Annotated in this window: 14 protein-coding genes; 7 read left to right on the forward strand and 7 right to left on the reverse strand. The window is 65.3% G+C overall.

Annotated elements, in window-relative coordinates; all coding sequences use genetic code 11:
• Positions 1–173: 173 nt before the first annotated feature.
• Entirely contained in the window at positions 174–503 is a 330-nt protein-coding gene (locus GTP44_RS23105; RefSeq protein ID WP_160992477.1) for a DUF3579 domain-containing protein, read from the forward strand.
• 73 nt (positions 504–576) lie between these two features.
• A complete protein-coding gene (locus GTP44_RS23110; protein ID WP_161021258.1) occupies positions 577–3,318 on the forward strand; it encodes a M16 family metallopeptidase in 2,742 nt (913 codons plus the stop codon).
• A gap of 3 nt (positions 3,319–3,321) precedes the next feature.
• Here the strand turns inward: GTP44_RS23110 and GTP44_RS23115 are convergent, their stop codons facing one another.
• Positions 3,322–4,257 carry a glycosyl hydrolase gene (locus GTP44_RS23115; RefSeq protein ID WP_160992475.1) on the reverse strand — a complete coding sequence of 312 codons (936 nt, stop codon included), beginning with the start codon at positions 4,255–4,257 and terminating at the stop codon, positions 3,322–3,324.
• Positions 4,258–4,355: 98 nt separating this feature from the next.
• Between GTP44_RS23115 and GTP44_RS23120 the strand changes: the two genes are divergently transcribed.
• On the forward strand, positions 4,356–4,799 hold the full coding sequence (locus GTP44_RS23120; protein ID WP_160992474.1) for an Rrf2 family transcriptional regulator: 444 nt from the start codon (positions 4,356–4,358) through the stop codon (positions 4,797–4,799).
• The gene (locus tag GTP44_RS23125) at positions 4,786–5,688 is read left to right on the forward strand and encodes an NAD(P)/FAD-dependent oxidoreductase (RefSeq protein ID WP_161021259.1); all 903 of its coding nucleotides are present in this window, start codon (positions 4,786–4,788) and stop codon (positions 5,686–5,688) included. The genes GTP44_RS23120 and GTP44_RS23125 overlap by 14 nt, the downstream gene beginning before the upstream one ends.
• A 77-nt stretch (positions 5,689–5,765) precedes the next feature.
• On the opposite strand, the gene GTP44_RS23130 is transcribed toward GTP44_RS23125, so the two are convergent.
• The 6 genes from GTP44_RS23130 to GTP44_RS23155 all read right to left on the reverse strand — a co-directional run bounded on the left by GTP44_RS23130 (position 5,766) and on the right by GTP44_RS23155 (position 12,947).
• Entirely contained in the window at positions 5,766–7,073 is a 1,308-nt protein-coding gene (locus tag GTP44_RS23130; protein WP_160992472.1) for a tetratricopeptide repeat protein, read from the reverse strand.
• 118 nt (positions 7,074–7,191) lie between these two features.
• Positions 7,192–8,703, reverse strand: coding sequence for a beta-N-acetylhexosaminidase (gene nagZ / locus GTP44_RS23135; protein ID WP_161021260.1), 1,512 nt, complete (start codon positions 8,701–8,703; stop codon positions 7,192–7,194).
• Position 8,704: 1 nt separating this feature from the next.
• On the reverse strand, positions 8,705–9,718 hold the full coding sequence (locus GTP44_RS23140; protein WP_161021267.1) for an SIS domain-containing protein: 1,014 nt from the start codon (positions 9,716–9,718) through the stop codon (positions 8,705–8,707).
• Between the two features lie 5 nt (positions 9,719–9,723).
• Positions 9,724–10,821 (reverse strand): N-acetylglucosamine-6-phosphate deacetylase, encoded by a 1,098-nt coding sequence (gene nagA, locus GTP44_RS23145; protein WP_161021261.1) that lies wholly within the window; start codon positions 10,819–10,821, stop codon positions 9,724–9,726.
• A gap of 13 nt (positions 10,822–10,834) precedes the next feature.
• Complete coding sequence (locus GTP44_RS23150; RefSeq protein WP_161021262.1) at positions 10,835–11,704, reverse strand: glucosamine kinase nucleotide-binding domain-containing protein; 870 nt, start codon at positions 11,702–11,704, stop codon at positions 10,835–10,837.
• A gap of 154 nt (positions 11,705–11,858) precedes the next feature.
• Entirely contained in the window at positions 11,859–12,947 is a 1,089-nt protein-coding gene (locus GTP44_RS23155; RefSeq protein ID WP_161021263.1) for a head GIN domain-containing protein, read from the reverse strand.
• 241 nt (positions 12,948–13,188) lie between these two features.
• Between GTP44_RS23155 and GTP44_RS23160 the strand changes: the two genes are divergently transcribed.
• From GTP44_RS23160 to GTP44_RS23170, 3 genes are all read left to right on the forward strand, one after another.
• Complete coding sequence (locus tag GTP44_RS23160; RefSeq protein WP_090191046.1) at positions 13,189–13,374, forward strand: hypothetical protein; 186 nt, start codon at positions 13,189–13,191, stop codon at positions 13,372–13,374.
• Positions 13,356–13,880, forward strand: a complete 525-nt coding sequence (locus GTP44_RS23165) for a hypothetical protein (RefSeq protein WP_371867304.1) — start codon at positions 13,356–13,358, stop codon at positions 13,878–13,880. The genes GTP44_RS23160 and GTP44_RS23165 overlap by 19 nt, the downstream gene beginning before the upstream one ends.
• A 25-nt stretch (positions 13,881–13,905) precedes the next feature.
• On the forward strand, positions 13,906–14,859 hold a 954-nt coding region (locus tag GTP44_RS23170), incomplete at its 3' end, for an ExeA family protein (RefSeq protein WP_161021264.1).

A 14,859-nucleotide genomic window follows, 5' to 3' on the forward strand; every position in this document is an offset into this window, starting at 1 on the left:
TTGCCCTGGTGCAGGAAGTGGTCTTTCCTGCACCAAAGTGGGAATCGGCGGGAAAAATATATTACGGATCAATGGCTTACTGATTCAACTCTTCTATAAGATATAATACGTAAGATCCTATCCTCCACGCACTCTTGTTACCAACAAGTTTCAACGCAGAAGCAGCCGCGCCTATGTCAGTTCAAAAACCGGCAGAACAGCAAGATTCGTTCTTCATTCTTGGCCAAACCAGCAATGGCAGACAGTTCCGTCCCAGCGACTGGGCTGAGCGCCTGTGCGGCGTCATGGCCTGCTTTAAGCCGGAGGGCACGGGTGGCGGTCGCGACTCGCACCTGCAATTCTCGCCTTACGTGACGCCGACCGTGGTCAATGGCGTCAAGTCGGTGGTGGTCAACGGCAAGTTGCGCCAACTGGAACCGATGGCCTACCACTTCGTGCTGTCCTTTGCCAAGGACAACGATCTGCAGGTGGTCGACGCTTGCCTGATTCCGGAAAAGAATTAATTTTTCCTTAAGTATCTATTCACCGTAGCGTGCTGAGCGTATGCTGCGAGTTCTATCTTTTTTGCGAGAGACTATGAACCGCAGCCGTCTGAAACAAGCCGCCGCCGCCAGCATTCTGTTGTGCGGCCTGTCCTTCGTTGCCACCGGATCTGCCTGGGCCGCCGCCGCACCGGCGCTGCCGGCCGGCGTGGTCAAGGGGCCGTCCGTCGAAGGCATCACCGAGTACCGGTTGCCGAACGGGCTGAAAGTGCTGCTGTTCCCGGACGCCTCCAAGCCGACCGTCACCGTCAACGTCACCTATCTGGTCGGCTCGCGCCACGAGAACTATGGCGAGACCGGCATGGCGCACCTGCTGGAACACCTGATGTTCAAAGGCTCGCCGAAGAACAAGAGCATCCCGCAGGAATTCGCCAATCGCGGCATGGACTTCAACGGCACCACCGCCAACGACCGCACCAACTACTTCGAAGTGTTCCAGGCCAGTCCGGAGAACCTGAAGTGGGCGCTGGACATGGAGGCGGACCGCATGACCCGGTCCTTCATCTCGCGCAAGGACCTGGACTCGGAAATGACCGTGGTGCGCAACGAGTACGAGAGCGGCGAGAACAGCCCGTTCGGCGTGCTGCTGAAGCGCATGCAGAGCGTGGCCTACGACTGGCACGCCTACGGCCGTTCGACCATCGGCAACCGCAGCGACATCGAGAACGTCAAGATCGAGAACCTGCAGGTCTTCTACAAAACCTACTACCAGCCGGACAACGCGGTGCTGCTGGTGGCCGGCAAATTCAATCCGGCGCAGACGCTGTCGTGGATCACCAAGTCCTTCGGCGCGATTCCCAAGCCGAAGCGCACGTTGCCGCCTTTCTGGACCGTCGAGCCGACGCAGGACGGCGAACGCAGTTTCACCGTGCGCCGCAAGGGCGACGTGCAGATCGTCGCGCTGGGCTACAAGATTCCAAGCGCGCTGCAGGCGGACAGCGACGCGCTGAGCTTCATGTCGGAGATTCTCGGCGACGAGGCGAGCGGCCGCCTGCACAAGCAGCTGGTGGAAAGCGGCAAGGCGGCGCAGGTGTACAGCTTCGGCATCACCGGCTATGCGCCGGGGCTGCAGATCATCGCGGCCACGGTGAAGGCCGGGCCGCCGCTGGAGCCGGTGCGCGCGGCCTTGATCGAGGCGGTGGAGAGCTTCGCCAAGACGCCGCCGACCGAGGAGGAAATGGAGCGCGCGCGCCGCAACTTCGCCAACAGCATCGAGAAGCAGCTCAACGATCCGCAGCAGGTCGGCGTGGCGCTGTCGGAGGATATCGCGCTGGGCGACTGGCGGCTGCTGTTCCGCGACCGCGACGCGCTGGCTAGCGTCACCTCGCGGCAGGTCGCCGACGCGGCGGCGCGCTACCTGAAGCGCGACAACCGCGTGGTCGGTGAATTCATCCCCGACGATCACCCGCAGCGCGCAGAGATTCCTGCCGCGCCGAGCGTGGCCGAGGTGATGAAGGACTTCAAGGGCAAGGAAAGCGTGCTGACTTCCGAGGTGTTCGATCCAAGTCAGGACAACATCAACGCCCGCACCGAAATCAAAACCATCGGCGGCCTGAAAGTGGCGCTGCTGCCGAAGAAAAATCGCGGTGAAGCCGTCTCGGTGGACTTGGCGCTGCACTGGGGTGACGAGAAAAATCTGCGCAACACGCAGGTGATCTCGGAGTTCGCCAACGAGATGCTGATGCGCGGCACCAGCAAATACACGCGCGAGCAGCTGGCGGACGCCTTCTCCAAACTGAAGATCAGCGGCAGTCCCTATCACTTCCAGACCACCGGCCCGAATCTGGATGCGGCGCTGCGCCTGGTGGCGCACGTGCTGAAGGAGGCGAGCTTCCCGCAGTCCGAATTCGAACAGTTGCGCCAGCAGATGATAGTCAGCCTTGAATTCTCGCGCAGCGAGCCGCAGACGCTGGCGACCGACGCGCTGGATCGGCACTTCAACCACTATCCGCAAGGCGACGTGCGCAACGCGCTGACCGTGGACGAGCGCCTGGCGGCGGTCAAGGCGCTGAAGCTGGAAGACGTGATGGCCTTCCACCGCGAATTCTACGGCGCCAGCCGCGGCGAGCTGGCCATCGTCGGCGATTTCGACAAGGCGGCGATCAGCAAAACCATCGACGAAAGCTTCAGCGGTTGGAACAGCAAGGCTGCGTATCAGCGCCTGACCGACGCCAACGCTGACACGCAGCCGCTGCATGTGGTGCTGAACGCGCCCGACAAGGAGAACGGTTTCTACACGGCGCGCATGAATCTGGACCTGAATCAGAACGATCCGGACTACCCGCTGCTGGACCTGGCCAACACCATCTTCGGCGGTGGCGCGATGAAGTCGCGCATGATGGATCGCATCCGGCAGAAGGATGGCCTGTCCTACGGTGGTGGCAGCGGCATCTCTGCAGGCGAGGATGATCGTGCGGGGCAGTTCGGCATGAGCGCCATCGCCGCGCCGCAGAATCTGAAGAAGCTGGAAAGCGCCGTCCGCGAAGAGCTGGAACGCGCGCTGAAAGACGGCTTCACGCAGGCGGAACTGGACGGCGCCAAATCCGGCCTGCTGCAACAGCGTTCGCAGAGCCGGGCGCAGGACAACGTACTGGCCGCAGGCTGGACGCGCAATCTGTACAACAACCGCACCTACGCCTGGAGCAAGGACTACGAGGCCAAGCTGAAAGCCGCGACGCTGGCGCAGGTCAACGCCGCCTTCCGCAAAGCCATCGACCCGAGCAAGCTGTCGATCGCCATCGCCGGCGACCAGGCCAAAGGTGCCCCCAAGCCCTGAATATCAGGGTAACTTGGGCAGACGATCCAGCGTGATGACGCGTGGATCGTTGTAGACCTTGCGCTTGTGCGCGTTGGTGTTGTAGTGCTCACCAGTCCAGAAGTTATCCGGGCTGGTGACGCCTGCCGGGCCGGCGCTGTCGTTCCAGACCACGAACCATAGCCACCATTCACCGCTGGCGGCGCTGTGTTCTGGATCGGGGATATGGCTGGTTTCGGTCAGCGCGACTGGCTTGCCGTGCTGCCGGGTTTTGCGATAGGCCTCGCTGTAGTTGTTTTCGTAGACATCGTAGCCGGTGATGTCCACCACATCATCGCCCGGATACCAGGCCGGGTCCTGGCCATTCCATACCCAGATCAGATTGCGCAGTCCATGCTTGTGCGTCAGCCGTTCGTGCATGTGCCGCCATAGCGCGATGTAGCCTTCGCGTGATGTGCCCCACCAGAACCAGCCGCCGGATGCCTCGTGTAGCGGGCGCCATAGCACTGGAACGTTGGCGTCTTGCAGGCGTCTGAGTTCCAGCGCGATGCGGTCGATCGCTGGATCGATGTCGCGGTAGTCGCTGACTGGCAGTTTGAAGGGCGTCTTCTGGCGGTAGAACTCTCCGTTCCGCATCCGCCAGTGCCAGTGAAAACTCACCAGTCCTCCTTTGCGCGACCACGCGATAGCTTCTTCAGTCTGGTGACGGCCATCGGCTTCGGTGGCACCGTAATAGTTCATGAAGTCATAGCCCATCAGCGCCGGATATTTGCCGGTGTCGTCGTGCACGCGTTCGGCCATGTCGATGGCGTCGTTCCAAGTCAGGTCGGCCTGGCCGGCGATGATGTGCTTGCCCCAGATGCCGAGCAGGTAGTCGTAGACCGCCTGTGTGCTGGCGTTGCGTGGCGCGGCGTTGGCGCAGCTGAAGACGAGTGCGAGGAGGAGGGCGAGGTATCTCATGACTGCAATGTATCGCCGCGCGGCACCGCCATCAATCCCTGGAGAGCAGTTTAGCGTGTTGCGTGCACGTTTTGCGATTATGTACTATCATTAGTTACATGAGACGAGACAGCAAACTTTCCTCCATCCTGCACGTGCTGCTGCACATGGCGCACGGCGACAGGCCATTCACCTCCGAAGAGCTGGCTGGCTTCCTCTGCACCAATCCTGTACTGGTGCGGCGCGTGCTGGCCGGCTTGCGCGAGCGTGGCTATGTCGGTTCCGGCAAAGGCCATGGCGGCGGCTGGAGCATCACTTGCGATCTGCGCAAGGTGACGCTGCACGATATCTACGAAGCGGTCGGCTCGCCCACCGTGTTCGCGATGGGGAACCGCGTCGAACAGCCGCAATGTCTGGTGGAGCGGGCCGTCAACGAGGCGCTGGGCAGTGCCTTCGACGAGGCGGAGGCCTTGCTGCTCTCCCGTTTTAAAGACGTGACGCTGGCGGAACTGTCGGCCAGCTTCAACACACATCACAAAGGAGTCCATCATGAGCAACGCTGAATTTGACGTGATTGTTGTCGGCGGCAGCTATGCCGGCTTGTCGGCCGCTACACAACTGGGGCGCGCCCGCCGCCGCGTGCTGGCGATCGACGCCGGCCAGCGCCGCAACCGCTACGCCCAGCATTCACATGGTTTCCTGGGGCAGGACGGACGCGAAGGTGCGTCGATCGCCGCCGAAGGCCGCGCGCAGTTGATGAAGTACCCGACCGTGCGTTGGCGCGAAGGCGCGGCCACGCAGGCGGTGCCGCACGATGGCGGCTTCCGCGTCACGCTTGCCGACGGCAGCGCGCACCATGCGCAACGCCTGGTGCTGGCGACCGGCATGGCCGATGAACTGCCATCGATTCCCGGTCTGGCCGAGCGTTGGGGCGGCAGTGTGTTCCACTGTCCTTACTGTCACGGCTACGAACTGGATCAAGGCCGCATCGGCGTATTGGCGACCAGCGCGCTCTCTTTCCATCACGCGATGATGCTGCCGGATTGGGGTACGGTGACGTTCTTCCTTAACGGCGTGTTCGAGCCGGATGCGGAGCAACTGGCCAAGCTGGAGGCGCGCGGCGTCACCATCGAACGGTCGGCGGTACGCGCCGTCAGCGGCAAGGCTGCGGTGTTGCTGGAGGATGAACGGGTGATCGAGCTTGATGGCCTGTTTGTGTTAAGCCGGTTGCACAGCGCCAGTGCGCTGGCCGAAGTGCTGGGCTGCGAGATGGAGGATGGGCCGATGGGCCGTTACGTGCGGACGGATATGATGAAGGCGACCAGTATTCCCGGCGTCTACGCGGCTGGCGATGCCGCGCGCATGGCGGGCAGCGTGGCGTTTGCGGTGGCCGATGGCGCCATGGCTGGCGCGGCGTCGCATCAATCGCTGATCTTTGGCTTGCCGGCATGACGCCTGGCGAAGCAGGGCTGGAGTGCGAGGTATGAATCGTCGCTCCACCGGCGGGTGGAGCGACGGGATCAGACGGATTACTTCTGCTCGGACGGCGCGATCTTCGGCGCGGTCTGGTAGTTGATCCAGTAGCGGGCCAGGTCGGCGCGCGGATCGGCGCCGGCTGCCAGTGGCGTCAGCACGGCGAGCGACTCGTCCTTCTTGCCGGCCATGGCCAGGGCGTAGCCCAGGCGCAGCTTGGCGTCGTCAGGATTCTTCGATACGCCTTTGGCGATACCTTGCTTCATCAGGTCGATGCCCTTGTCGAACTGACCCAGGGTGACGTAGTTGTAGCCCAGGTTGACCAGGCCCACGCCGTCTTTCGACTTCTGCGCCGCTGGAATGCCGGCGTCGATGTTTTTCGCATCGTCGGCGGCACCCTTGTTGGCGGTGGCGCGGATTTTCTCGATCTGTGCTTTGTATTGACCGGCAGGGATGGCGCCCGGGTAGGCTTTGTCCAGCGCGATCTTCGCTTCGGTGAAGAAGCCGCCCAGCGATGCCAGTTCGGCCTGTTCCACGTAGTCGTCAGGCTCCATGCGGCCCGGCACGGTGACCGCTTTCAGACGCACCAGGTCCAGGTCCAGACGGTTGTTGTAGGTCTTCTTGCCACGGGTGCGGCTCAGCAGGTCGTTCCAGTAGTCTTCGGTCGGGTAGTAGCGGGTCAGCTCTTCCACGGCTTTCAGGTAGGTGTCCGGTTCCTTGTTCTTGACGCCGACGTTGGCCAGCACCAGGATCGTGTCTTTAGGCGGCGCGGTGTTGGCCGCCTTGGCCGCTTCGATATCCTTGGTCGCTTCGGCCTTGGCGGTGGCGAAGTCGTTTTTCAGGAAGTAGGCGCGCAGGGCATAGGGACGGAACTTGGCTTTGTCGCCGGTTTCGGCGCCATAGCGGTCGAACCATTCGATCGCCTTGTCGAAGTTTTTCAGGTTGCTGTAGTAGATGTTGGCGGTCGCTTCGATGAAGCGCGCCTTCTCTTCCGGCTTCAGGAAGCTGGACGAGATGATCTGTTCCAGCGCCTTGACGCTCGCTTCGTTGTTGTCCTGCGCCTGGGCCAGTTGCAGGCGCATGCGGTTCAGGATGAAGGTCTCGTAAGGCGTGACGTTCGGGAGGGCCGATGCCTGGTCGATGCGGCTCTGGAATTCGGTGTAGTTCTTGGCGTCGATCAGCGGCTTGGTCTGCGCTGGGTCGATCAGTTTGTACATCTCCGGGCGAACGGTGTTCTGTGGCTGCTCAGGCGCCTTCTTTTCTTCGGCGGCATGAACCGGTGCCAGGCCCATGATGGCCGGTGCGGCGTTCAGGCCAATGGCGGCGAGGAGCAGGCTAATACGAGCAAGACGTTTGTGGGACATGGTTATCCTTCAATCAGACAAGTAGGGATGTAAACCCGCGTATTGTTACACAAAACCACTGAGAATTCCGAATTCAACCGTGTCGCCGGGTGATGGCCGCCGCGAAGAAGGGCAAGCCCTAACGGCAAAACCCCGGCACCGGGGCGTTGCCGGTCGCTTGCAGTTCGCCCGAGAGCCAGGCGTTGATGGCGTCCAGCGCAGGGCCGGCGAAGCCGTAGGTCAGCAGCGCCGGCGCCTGGATGTCGAGCGCCTGATATGGATTCCACAGCGCCAGGTGCAGGTCCGGACGCCAGCCGCTGCGCGCATTTTCGCCGTAGCGCAGGCGCGAGGTGGAGGCCAGCATGGTGTAGCGGCCGTCCTGCGGCAGCGTGCTCCAGTCGAAGGTGTTGGCGTCGGCGAAGGTGAGCAGCTCGACGTCGTACAGCTTGCGCAGCGACGCGGCCACCACGGCGGCCGGCACGCCGGCTTCGGAGACGCCGTCGCTGACCACGTCCTGGCGCGCCACCAGGCGCACCTTGGCGCCGGCGGCCGGGCGTTGCGGCGCTTGGCCGGCGACGCTGTAGGCGGTGAGGGCGCGGCGCCAGCCTTCGGCCATGATGGCGCGGTCGGCCGCATCTTCCTTGTAGGAGCGCGGTTTGCACGGGTAGGCCAGGGCCAGCGCGGACAGGCGCGCCAGACGGGTGTCGATGTCGGCCTGCGACAGCTCGCCGCAGGCGATGGCGGCGGCGATGGCGTCCAGCGTTTCGTTCTGCGTTTCGGTGGTGCCGAGCGCCATCACCATGTCGGCGCCGGCGGTCAGCGCGCGCACGGCGGCGTTGCCGACGCCGTAGCGGCCGGCGATGGCGTGCATGTCCATGCCGTCGGTGATGATGATGCCTTGGTAGTGCCATTCATCGCGCAGCAGGCCGGTGAGAATGCGGCGCGACATGGTGGCCGGATTTTCCTGGTCCAGCGTTGGATAGACGATGTGCGCGGTCATGATCGCCGGCGCGGACAGCGGACCGGCGGCGCAGGCGATGCGGAACGGCGCCAGCTCCAGGCGATGGAGTTCGTCCACCGGCTTGTTCACGGTCGGCAGGTCGCGGTGCGAGTCGACGCTGGTGTCGCCATGGCCGGGGAAGTGCTTGACGCAGCAGGCCACGCCTTCCGCATGGCTGCCGGCCATCCACGCCATCGCCAGCGCGGCGGCGCGTTGCGGCTCGGCGCCGAAGGAGCGTTCGGCGATCACCGGATTATGCGGATTGTTGTTAAGGTCCAGCACCGGCGCGAAATTCCAGTTGAAACCGAGCGACTTGACCGCGCGCGCCACGGCGGCGCCGGTGCGGTAGGCCAGGTCGGTGTCGTCGGCCGCGCCCAGGCCCATCGCCGCCGGCGGCGCCGGCACCCAGGTCGAGCGCACCACGGCGCCGCCTTCCTGGTCGATGGCGATCAGCGCCTCCGGGCCCATGACGGCGCGCAGGTCGGCGGTCAGCCTGGCCAGTTGCGCGGCGTCGGTCATGTTCCCGCGGAACAGGCAGACGGCGCGGATGCTGTTTGTCTTCAGGAAGTCGGCGGTGGCCGCGTCCAGCACGGTGCCGGGGAAGCGGATCATAATCAGTTGGCCGGCGGTTTTTCTCAGATCGTTGTGCATATCAGTTGGTCTTGGTGACTTTGCTCAGGTGGCGCGGCTGGTCCGGGTCCATGCCGCGCGCGGCGGACAGCTCGGCGGCCATTTTGTAGAAGGTCTGGATGGCGATGATCGGATCGAGATCCGGCGTGGCGGCGACCGGCAGCGTGAGGTCGCGTTCCGCCACATCGGCCGGCGCGGCCAGCAGCACCCGCGCGCCGCGGCCGCGCATCTCGCCGGCCAGCGCCAGCAGGCTCGCTTGCGTCGCACCGCGCGTGGCGAAGATCACCAGCGGATAGCCTTCCTCGATCAGCGCCATAGGGCCGTGCTGGATCTCCGCGCCGCTGAAGGCTTCCGCCTGCAGCGCCGACGTCTCCTTGAATTTCAGCGCCGCTTCCAGCGCCACCGGGAAGCTGATGCCGCGTCCGACCACCATGATGTTGCGGGCCGGCGTCAGCACCTCTAACGCCTTCGACCAGTCCTCGGTGGCGGCGGCGCGCAGCGATTCGGGCAGCGCCGCCAGGCCGTCCAGCAGTTCCGGATCGTTCTGCCATGCGGCCACCAGGCGCGCGCTGGCCACCAGGCTGGTGATGAAGCTCTTGGTGGCGGCCACGCTTTGCTCTTTGCCGGCGCGCAGCGGCAGCGCGTATTCGGCGGCATGGGCCAGCGGCGAGTCGATGTCGTTGACCAGCGCGATGGTGGTGGCGCCGCCGCCGCGGAAGTACTTGATCGGCTCGACCACGTCCGGGCTTTGGCCTGATTGCGAGATCGAGATGGCCAGCGTGTCGCGCGTGATCAGCGGCGATTTGTTCAGCGTCAGCAGCGACATCGGCAGCGACGCCACCACGCGGCCCAGGCGCGCCATGATCAGGTAGGCGGCGTAGGCGCAGGCGTGGTCGGAGCTGCCGCGGGCGATGGTCAGCGTGGTGGCGAAGGCGGTGCCGCGCAATGTGCGGCCCAGTTCCGCGTACTGCTCACCGTCGTTGGCCAGTTGCAGGGCGACGCAGTCGGCGGCGGACAAGGCTTCTTTCAACATCATGGAGGTCACAGCGGTTCTCCTTCGATATAGACGGCTTTGAGGTGCAGGTCACGGTCGAGTACCACGCAGTCGGCGAACGCGCCGGGGGCCAGGCGGCCCCGCTCGGAGAGGCCGAGGTAATCGGCCGCATAAGTGGAGACCCGTGCCGACGCATCCGCCAGATCGAGGCCGAGTCCGACCAGGTTGCGCAGCGCCTGGTCCATGGTGAGGGTGCTGCCGGCCAGCGTGCCGTCGGGCAGGCGCACGCCGCCCAGGCACTTCATGACTTTCTGCCGGCCCAGCATGTACTCGCCGTCCGGCATGCCGGTGGCGGAAGTCGAATCGGTGACGCAGTAGAGATTGGGGATGCAGCGCAGCGCGGTGCGGATGGCGCCCGGGTGCACGTGCAGCAGGTCGGGGATCAGTTCCGCGTAGGTGGCGTGCGCCAGCGCGGCGCCGACCATGCCAGGGTCGCGGTGATGCAGGCCGGGCATGGCGTTGAACAGGTGGGTGAAGCTGCGCGCGCCTTGCTGGAGCGCGGCCACGCCGTCGTCATAGCTGCCCAGCGTGTGGCCAACCTGCACCCGCATGCCGGCCTCGGACAATTGCTTGACCAGCTGCTGGTGGCCGGCGATTTCCGGCGCCACCGTGATCACCCGCAGCGGCGCCAGTGCCGCCAGCTGGTTGACATCGGCCAGCGTGGCGGCGCGCGCGTAGGGCGGCTGCGCGCCTAGCTTGCCGCCGTTGATGAACGGGCCTTCGAGGTGCGCGCCCAGCACGCGCGCCTCGCCCTTGCCGCGCGCGGCGGCGGCCTGGCCGATGCCTTGCAGCGCGCGTTCGATATCCTCTGGCGGCGCGGTCATGGTGGTGGCCAGCATGCTGGTGGTGCCGTGTTTGGCGTGGACGGCGGCGATGGTGTGCACGGCGTCGCCGCCTTCCATCACATCCTTGCCGCCGCCGCCGTGCACGTGCAAATCGATAAAGCCCGGCAGGATATAGTCTGCCTGGTTGAGCGCGGGATCGACGCCGCCGCCGCTGATGGCCGCGATGCGCTGGTTGAAAGTGAGTTCACCGTGGACCCAGCCGGAGGGGGTCAGGATATTGCCTTGGATTGCATTGTTCATCGGCGCGGCTCCGCTAGGAGTTCAGGTGTTGTTGGATCAGGCGCAGGGCGCCGGCGGCCGAGTCGCCGTGCGGCGCGACGATGCGCGTCAACACCGACTCTGGCAGGTAAGGGCGCAGCGGCGCGGCCAGACCGCCGCACAGCGCGATCGGCAGCGTGCCGCTGGCGTCGAGCGCGTCGGCCATCAACCGCACCTGGCGGCCGGCTTCGACCAGGATGGCGCGCGCGTTGGCGTCGCTGTCGCCGTGCCGCAGCACGAGGCGCGCCAGTTGCGCGTAATGGGTCTGCGACGCTTGCGCCAGCCAGTTCTGAATCGCGTCGCGCGCGCCGCCGCAGGCGTGGGCGACGTCGGCGGCGAAGGCGTTGCCCGGCATGCGGCCATCGAGCACCTGCTGCACATGGTTGATGGCGCGCAGGCCCATCCAGGCGCCGCTGGCCTCGTCGCCGGCGGGGAAGCCCCAGCCGCCGACTTCGACGTGACGGCCATCGGCCAGTTTGATTTCGCCGACGCTGCCGGTGCCCAGCGCGATGATGGCGCCGGGCCGACCCTGATGCGCGCCGAGCACGGTGGTATGGCCATCGCTTTCTAGCGCGATGCGCGCGTAGCCGGGATTGGCGGCGACAAACTCGGCCGCCCACTGCTTATTGTGAACGCCCGCCAGGCCGAGGCCGATGGCGATGGACGAGGGGCCGGGGAAGTCCAGGCCGGCGGCGCGGAAGGCCGCCACCGCCGCGTCCCCGACGGACGCCCACGCGCTGGCGATGCCATGCATCAAGCCCGACGGGCCGCTGGCGCCCTCCGCGATTTGGACGCCATCGGCGCGCGCCAGGCGCACCCGGGTGCCGCTGCCGCCGCCATCAACGCCGATGAGAAATTCGATCATGTTTAGCCGAGAAAGCCCGAGCCAGGATGGCCCGCGATGAAGCGCACTATATGATCGACCAATAAACCTGTCAACAGGTATTTAACTGGTATTGAAAATTATTGAAGTGGACTGGTGTAAATGCCGGTGCCAGACGGTATCTGACACCGGGTTTTTAGCGCTGGTAGGTGACCAGGTGGGTGCGGGTTGCGTCGGCTTTGTCGGCGACGGCGACGACGGCGCTGCCGGGACCGTTGACGGTGATGTCGGTCTGGCGTGTGGTCAGGCCGCGTGCGTCGAGGTCGCCCGAGCCGCTTACTTGCGCGCTCAGCACGGCGGTGGCGCCGGACAGCGTCATGTTGCCGGGGCCGCTCAGGCGGGCGCGCACGCTCTGCGCTTCCAGCCCACGCACCGTCAGGTCGCCCGAGCCGTGGACCTCGGCGTCGAGTCGTTTGATGTGGCCGGCCAGGCAGGCTTCGCCGGGCCCGCGCAGCACGGCGCTGGCCGCCTCGGTGCTCAGCGAACAGGCGTCGAGGTCGCCCGAGCCGCTGACTTCGGCGCGCACTTCTTTGGCGCTGCCGCGCAGCGCCACCGAGCCGGGACCGTGCAGCGAGGCGCTGACGCGGCCGGCGCGCAGGTCGCCGATGTCGAGGTCGCCCGAGCCGTTGACCACCAGGTTCAGGTCTCGCGCGACGCTGCCGGCCTCGACGTCGCCGGGGCCGTTCATTTGCAGGTTCAGGTCGCCCGTCCGCAGCGCCTTCAGGTCGACGTCGCCGCTGCCGTTGGCGGTGATGCTCAGCGCGTCCACCTTGCCGCTGGCGCGCACGTCGCCGGGGCCGTCCGCGATCAGCGTCAGTTGCTGGCCCTGGTAGTCGCGCAGGTCGACGTCGCCGCTGCCGGCGCTGCGCAGCCGTTGCAGGTTGGCGGCGTGGATGCGCACCGTCAGTTGCTGCGCGCTGCTGCTCCAGCCGAAGACGAAGCGCCAGCCTTGTTTTTGCTTGCTGCGCTGGCGCACCGTCAGCGTGCCGTCGCTGACGCTGGTTTCGATGTCGGCCAGCCGCTGGCGCGGACCGGACAGTTCGATGGTGTTGCCGGCCTCCGGCGTGACAATCACGTTGAACGGGCCGGTCAGGTTGATGCCGCTGAAGGCGGCGACGCTGCGCGTCTCGGTGTCTGGCGCGTCGGCCGGATCGGCGGCGTGGACGCCGGCGGTGGCCAGCAGCAGGGTGCTGGCCAGGGCGGCGCGGTGGATCGTCTGCTTCATGCGGGTCTCGCTATAAAAGGGGTGAGGCTTGCACGATAGAGCATGGCGGCGCCGTCGTCGCGGCCCATGGGACGGACGCGCGAAAGCGCGGGATCAGCTGCGGAAAAGCGGGGCTGAGCCGGGCGCGGTTGCGCCGTGGCGTCGCCGTTGCGGGTTTGTGTGGCCGCGTCGGGGGCGGGATGTCATAATGGTTGCATCCATGTGCCGGCGGCAAGGCACTTGCGGGTCGACGGGAGCGCACATGATCAAATATCTGGGGTCCAAGAGTACCAACGACGGTGGTGTGCTGTATGTTTTTCTGATTAATGGCTTGCAGAAGGAAATCAAGGAGCATGCATTGAAGCAATATCCCGGTTGTTATGAAGCCTTGCCGCCGACGGCCAAGGCGCGCATCAGCGCCAACCGCGCGTGGTTGTCGAAGACGTGAGGCGGCTGGCGCGCGTGGCCGGCGGCGCTGCGCTGGCGCTGGCCTGTGGCTGGGCCGGCGCGCAGTCGGTGCCGACCCATTTCGGCACGGTGGTCGGCAATGGCCTGCTGTGCCGCGACCACACCGATCATATTTTTTTCTACAATTATTTCGTCAAGCATTTCGGCAACTGGTACAAGCATGAGGGCGGGGCCTACTGGTTCCGCACCGCCGGGGCGTCGCTGTGGGGCACCGAGATCTCCGAGGTGATGGTCAGCGACGACACCAGCAGCTTTGTGTTTGTCGGCGCGGTGGCCGAGGCGACGCCGGAGGACCTGGAGCGGGCCATCATCCGCCAGGTCGGCGCGCACTACACGGTCATCGATACGTCGGCCTATCCGGTGCGCGAGGCCAAGCCGGCCAGCCGCATCGTGTATTTCGATACCAAGTCCAAGATCTATTGCGCCAAGTACAAGCCGCTGCCGCCCACGCAGCCGCCGCCGGTCGGACAACAACGGCTAAAATAGGGCACCGCGCTTTCCCTGGGCTTTCATGTACACGCAATTTTTCAATCTGAAGCAATCGCCGTTTTCCATCGCGCCCGATCCGCGCTATCTGTTCATGAGCGAGCGCCATCGCGAGGCGCTGGCGCATTTGTTGTACGGCATCGGTTCCGGCGGCGGCTTTGTGCTGCTGACCGGTGAGATCGGCGCCGGCAAGACCACGGTGTGCCGCTGCTTCATGGAGCAGATCCCGGCCAATTGCAAGCTCGGCTATATCTTCAATCCCAAGCTGTCGGTCGAGGAGTTGCTGCTGTCCATTTGCGACGAGTTCGGCATTGCCTTGCCGCCGGCCGACGCCGGGGCGCGCAGCGTGAAGGCGTATGTGGACGCGATCAACGCCTATCTGCTGGCCAGCCATGCGCAGGGACGCAACAATGTGCTGATTATCGATGAGGCGCAGAATCTGTCGGCCGAGGTGCTGGAGCAGTTGCGCTTGCTGACCAATCTGGAGACCAGCGAGCGCAAGCTGTTGCAGATTATTCTGATCGGCCAGCCGGAGTTGCGCGCGATGCTGGCGCGGCCGGAGCTGGAGCAATTGGCGCAGCGGGTCATCGCGCGCTATCACCTGGGCTCGCTGTCGGAGGCGGAGACCGGCACGTATATCGAGCATCGGCTGGCGGTGGCCGGGGCGGGGGCGATGATGCCGTTTCCGCGCAAGCTGATGGGGCTGGTGCACAGCCTGACCAAGGGCGTGCCGAGGCGCATCAATCTGCTGTGCGACCGGGCTTTGCTGGGGGCGTATGTGGAGAACCAGCCGCAGGTGACGCGAACGATTTTGAAGCGCGCGGCCAGTGAGGTGTTTGCCGGCCAGGACGCGGGCGCGCCAGGGCGCGGCACCGTTGTCGCGGCGCGCTGGCCGCTGGTGGCGGCGGGCGTGCTGGGTGGCGTGGCGGTCAGCGTGCTGGCGTGGCAGCTAGCGGCGCACCGGGTGCGGCCGGTGGCC

Origin of the sequence: Duganella lactea (assembly GCF_009857505.1) — a bacterium.
In the GTDB taxonomy this organism is placed as follows: domain Bacteria; phylum Pseudomonadota; class Gammaproteobacteria; order Burkholderiales; family Burkholderiaceae_D; genus Rugamonas; species Rugamonas lactea.

Excerpts from the sequence above, each read along its gene's own strand:
- GTP44_RS23105 (WP_160992477.1), top strand. The coding sequence starts at position 174 with ATGTCAGTTCAAAAACCGGCAGAACAGCAAGATTCGTTCTTCATTCTT.
- GTP44_RS23110 (WP_161021258.1), top strand. The coding sequence starts at position 577 with ATGAACCGCAGCCGTCTGAAACAAGCCGCCGCCGCCAGCATTCTGTTG.
- GTP44_RS23115 (WP_160992475.1), bottom strand. The coding sequence starts at position 4,257 with ATGAGATACCTCGCCCTCCTCCTCGCACTCGTCTTCAGCTGCGCCAAC.
- GTP44_RS23120 (WP_160992474.1), top strand. The coding sequence starts at position 4,356 with ATGAGACGAGACAGCAAACTTTCCTCCATCCTGCACGTGCTGCTGCAC.
- GTP44_RS23125 (WP_161021259.1), top strand. The coding sequence starts at position 4,786 with ATGAGCAACGCTGAATTTGACGTGATTGTTGTCGGCGGCAGCTATGCC.
- GTP44_RS23130 (WP_160992472.1), bottom strand. The coding sequence starts at position 7,073 with ATGTCCCACAAACGTCTTGCTCGTATTAGCCTGCTCCTCGCCGCCATT.
- nagZ (WP_161021260.1), bottom strand. The coding sequence starts at position 8,703 with ATGCACAACGATCTGAGAAAAACCGCCGGCCAACTGATTATGATCCGC.
- GTP44_RS23140 (WP_161021267.1), bottom strand. The coding sequence starts at position 9,718 with ATGATGTTGAAAGAAGCCTTGTCCGCCGCCGACTGCGTCGCCCTGCAA.
- nagA (WP_161021261.1), bottom strand. The coding sequence starts at position 10,821 with ATGAACAATGCAATCCAAGGCAATATCCTGACCCCCTCCGGCTGGGTC.
- GTP44_RS23150 (WP_161021262.1), bottom strand. The coding sequence starts at position 11,704 with ATGATCGAATTTCTCATCGGCGTTGATGGCGGCGGCAGCGGCACCCGG.
- GTP44_RS23155 (WP_161021263.1), bottom strand. The coding sequence starts at position 12,947 with ATGAAGCAGACGATCCACCGCGCCGCCCTGGCCAGCACCCTGCTGCTG.
- GTP44_RS23160 (WP_090191046.1), top strand. The coding sequence starts at position 13,189 with ATGATCAAATATCTGGGGTCCAAGAGTACCAACGACGGTGGTGTGCTG.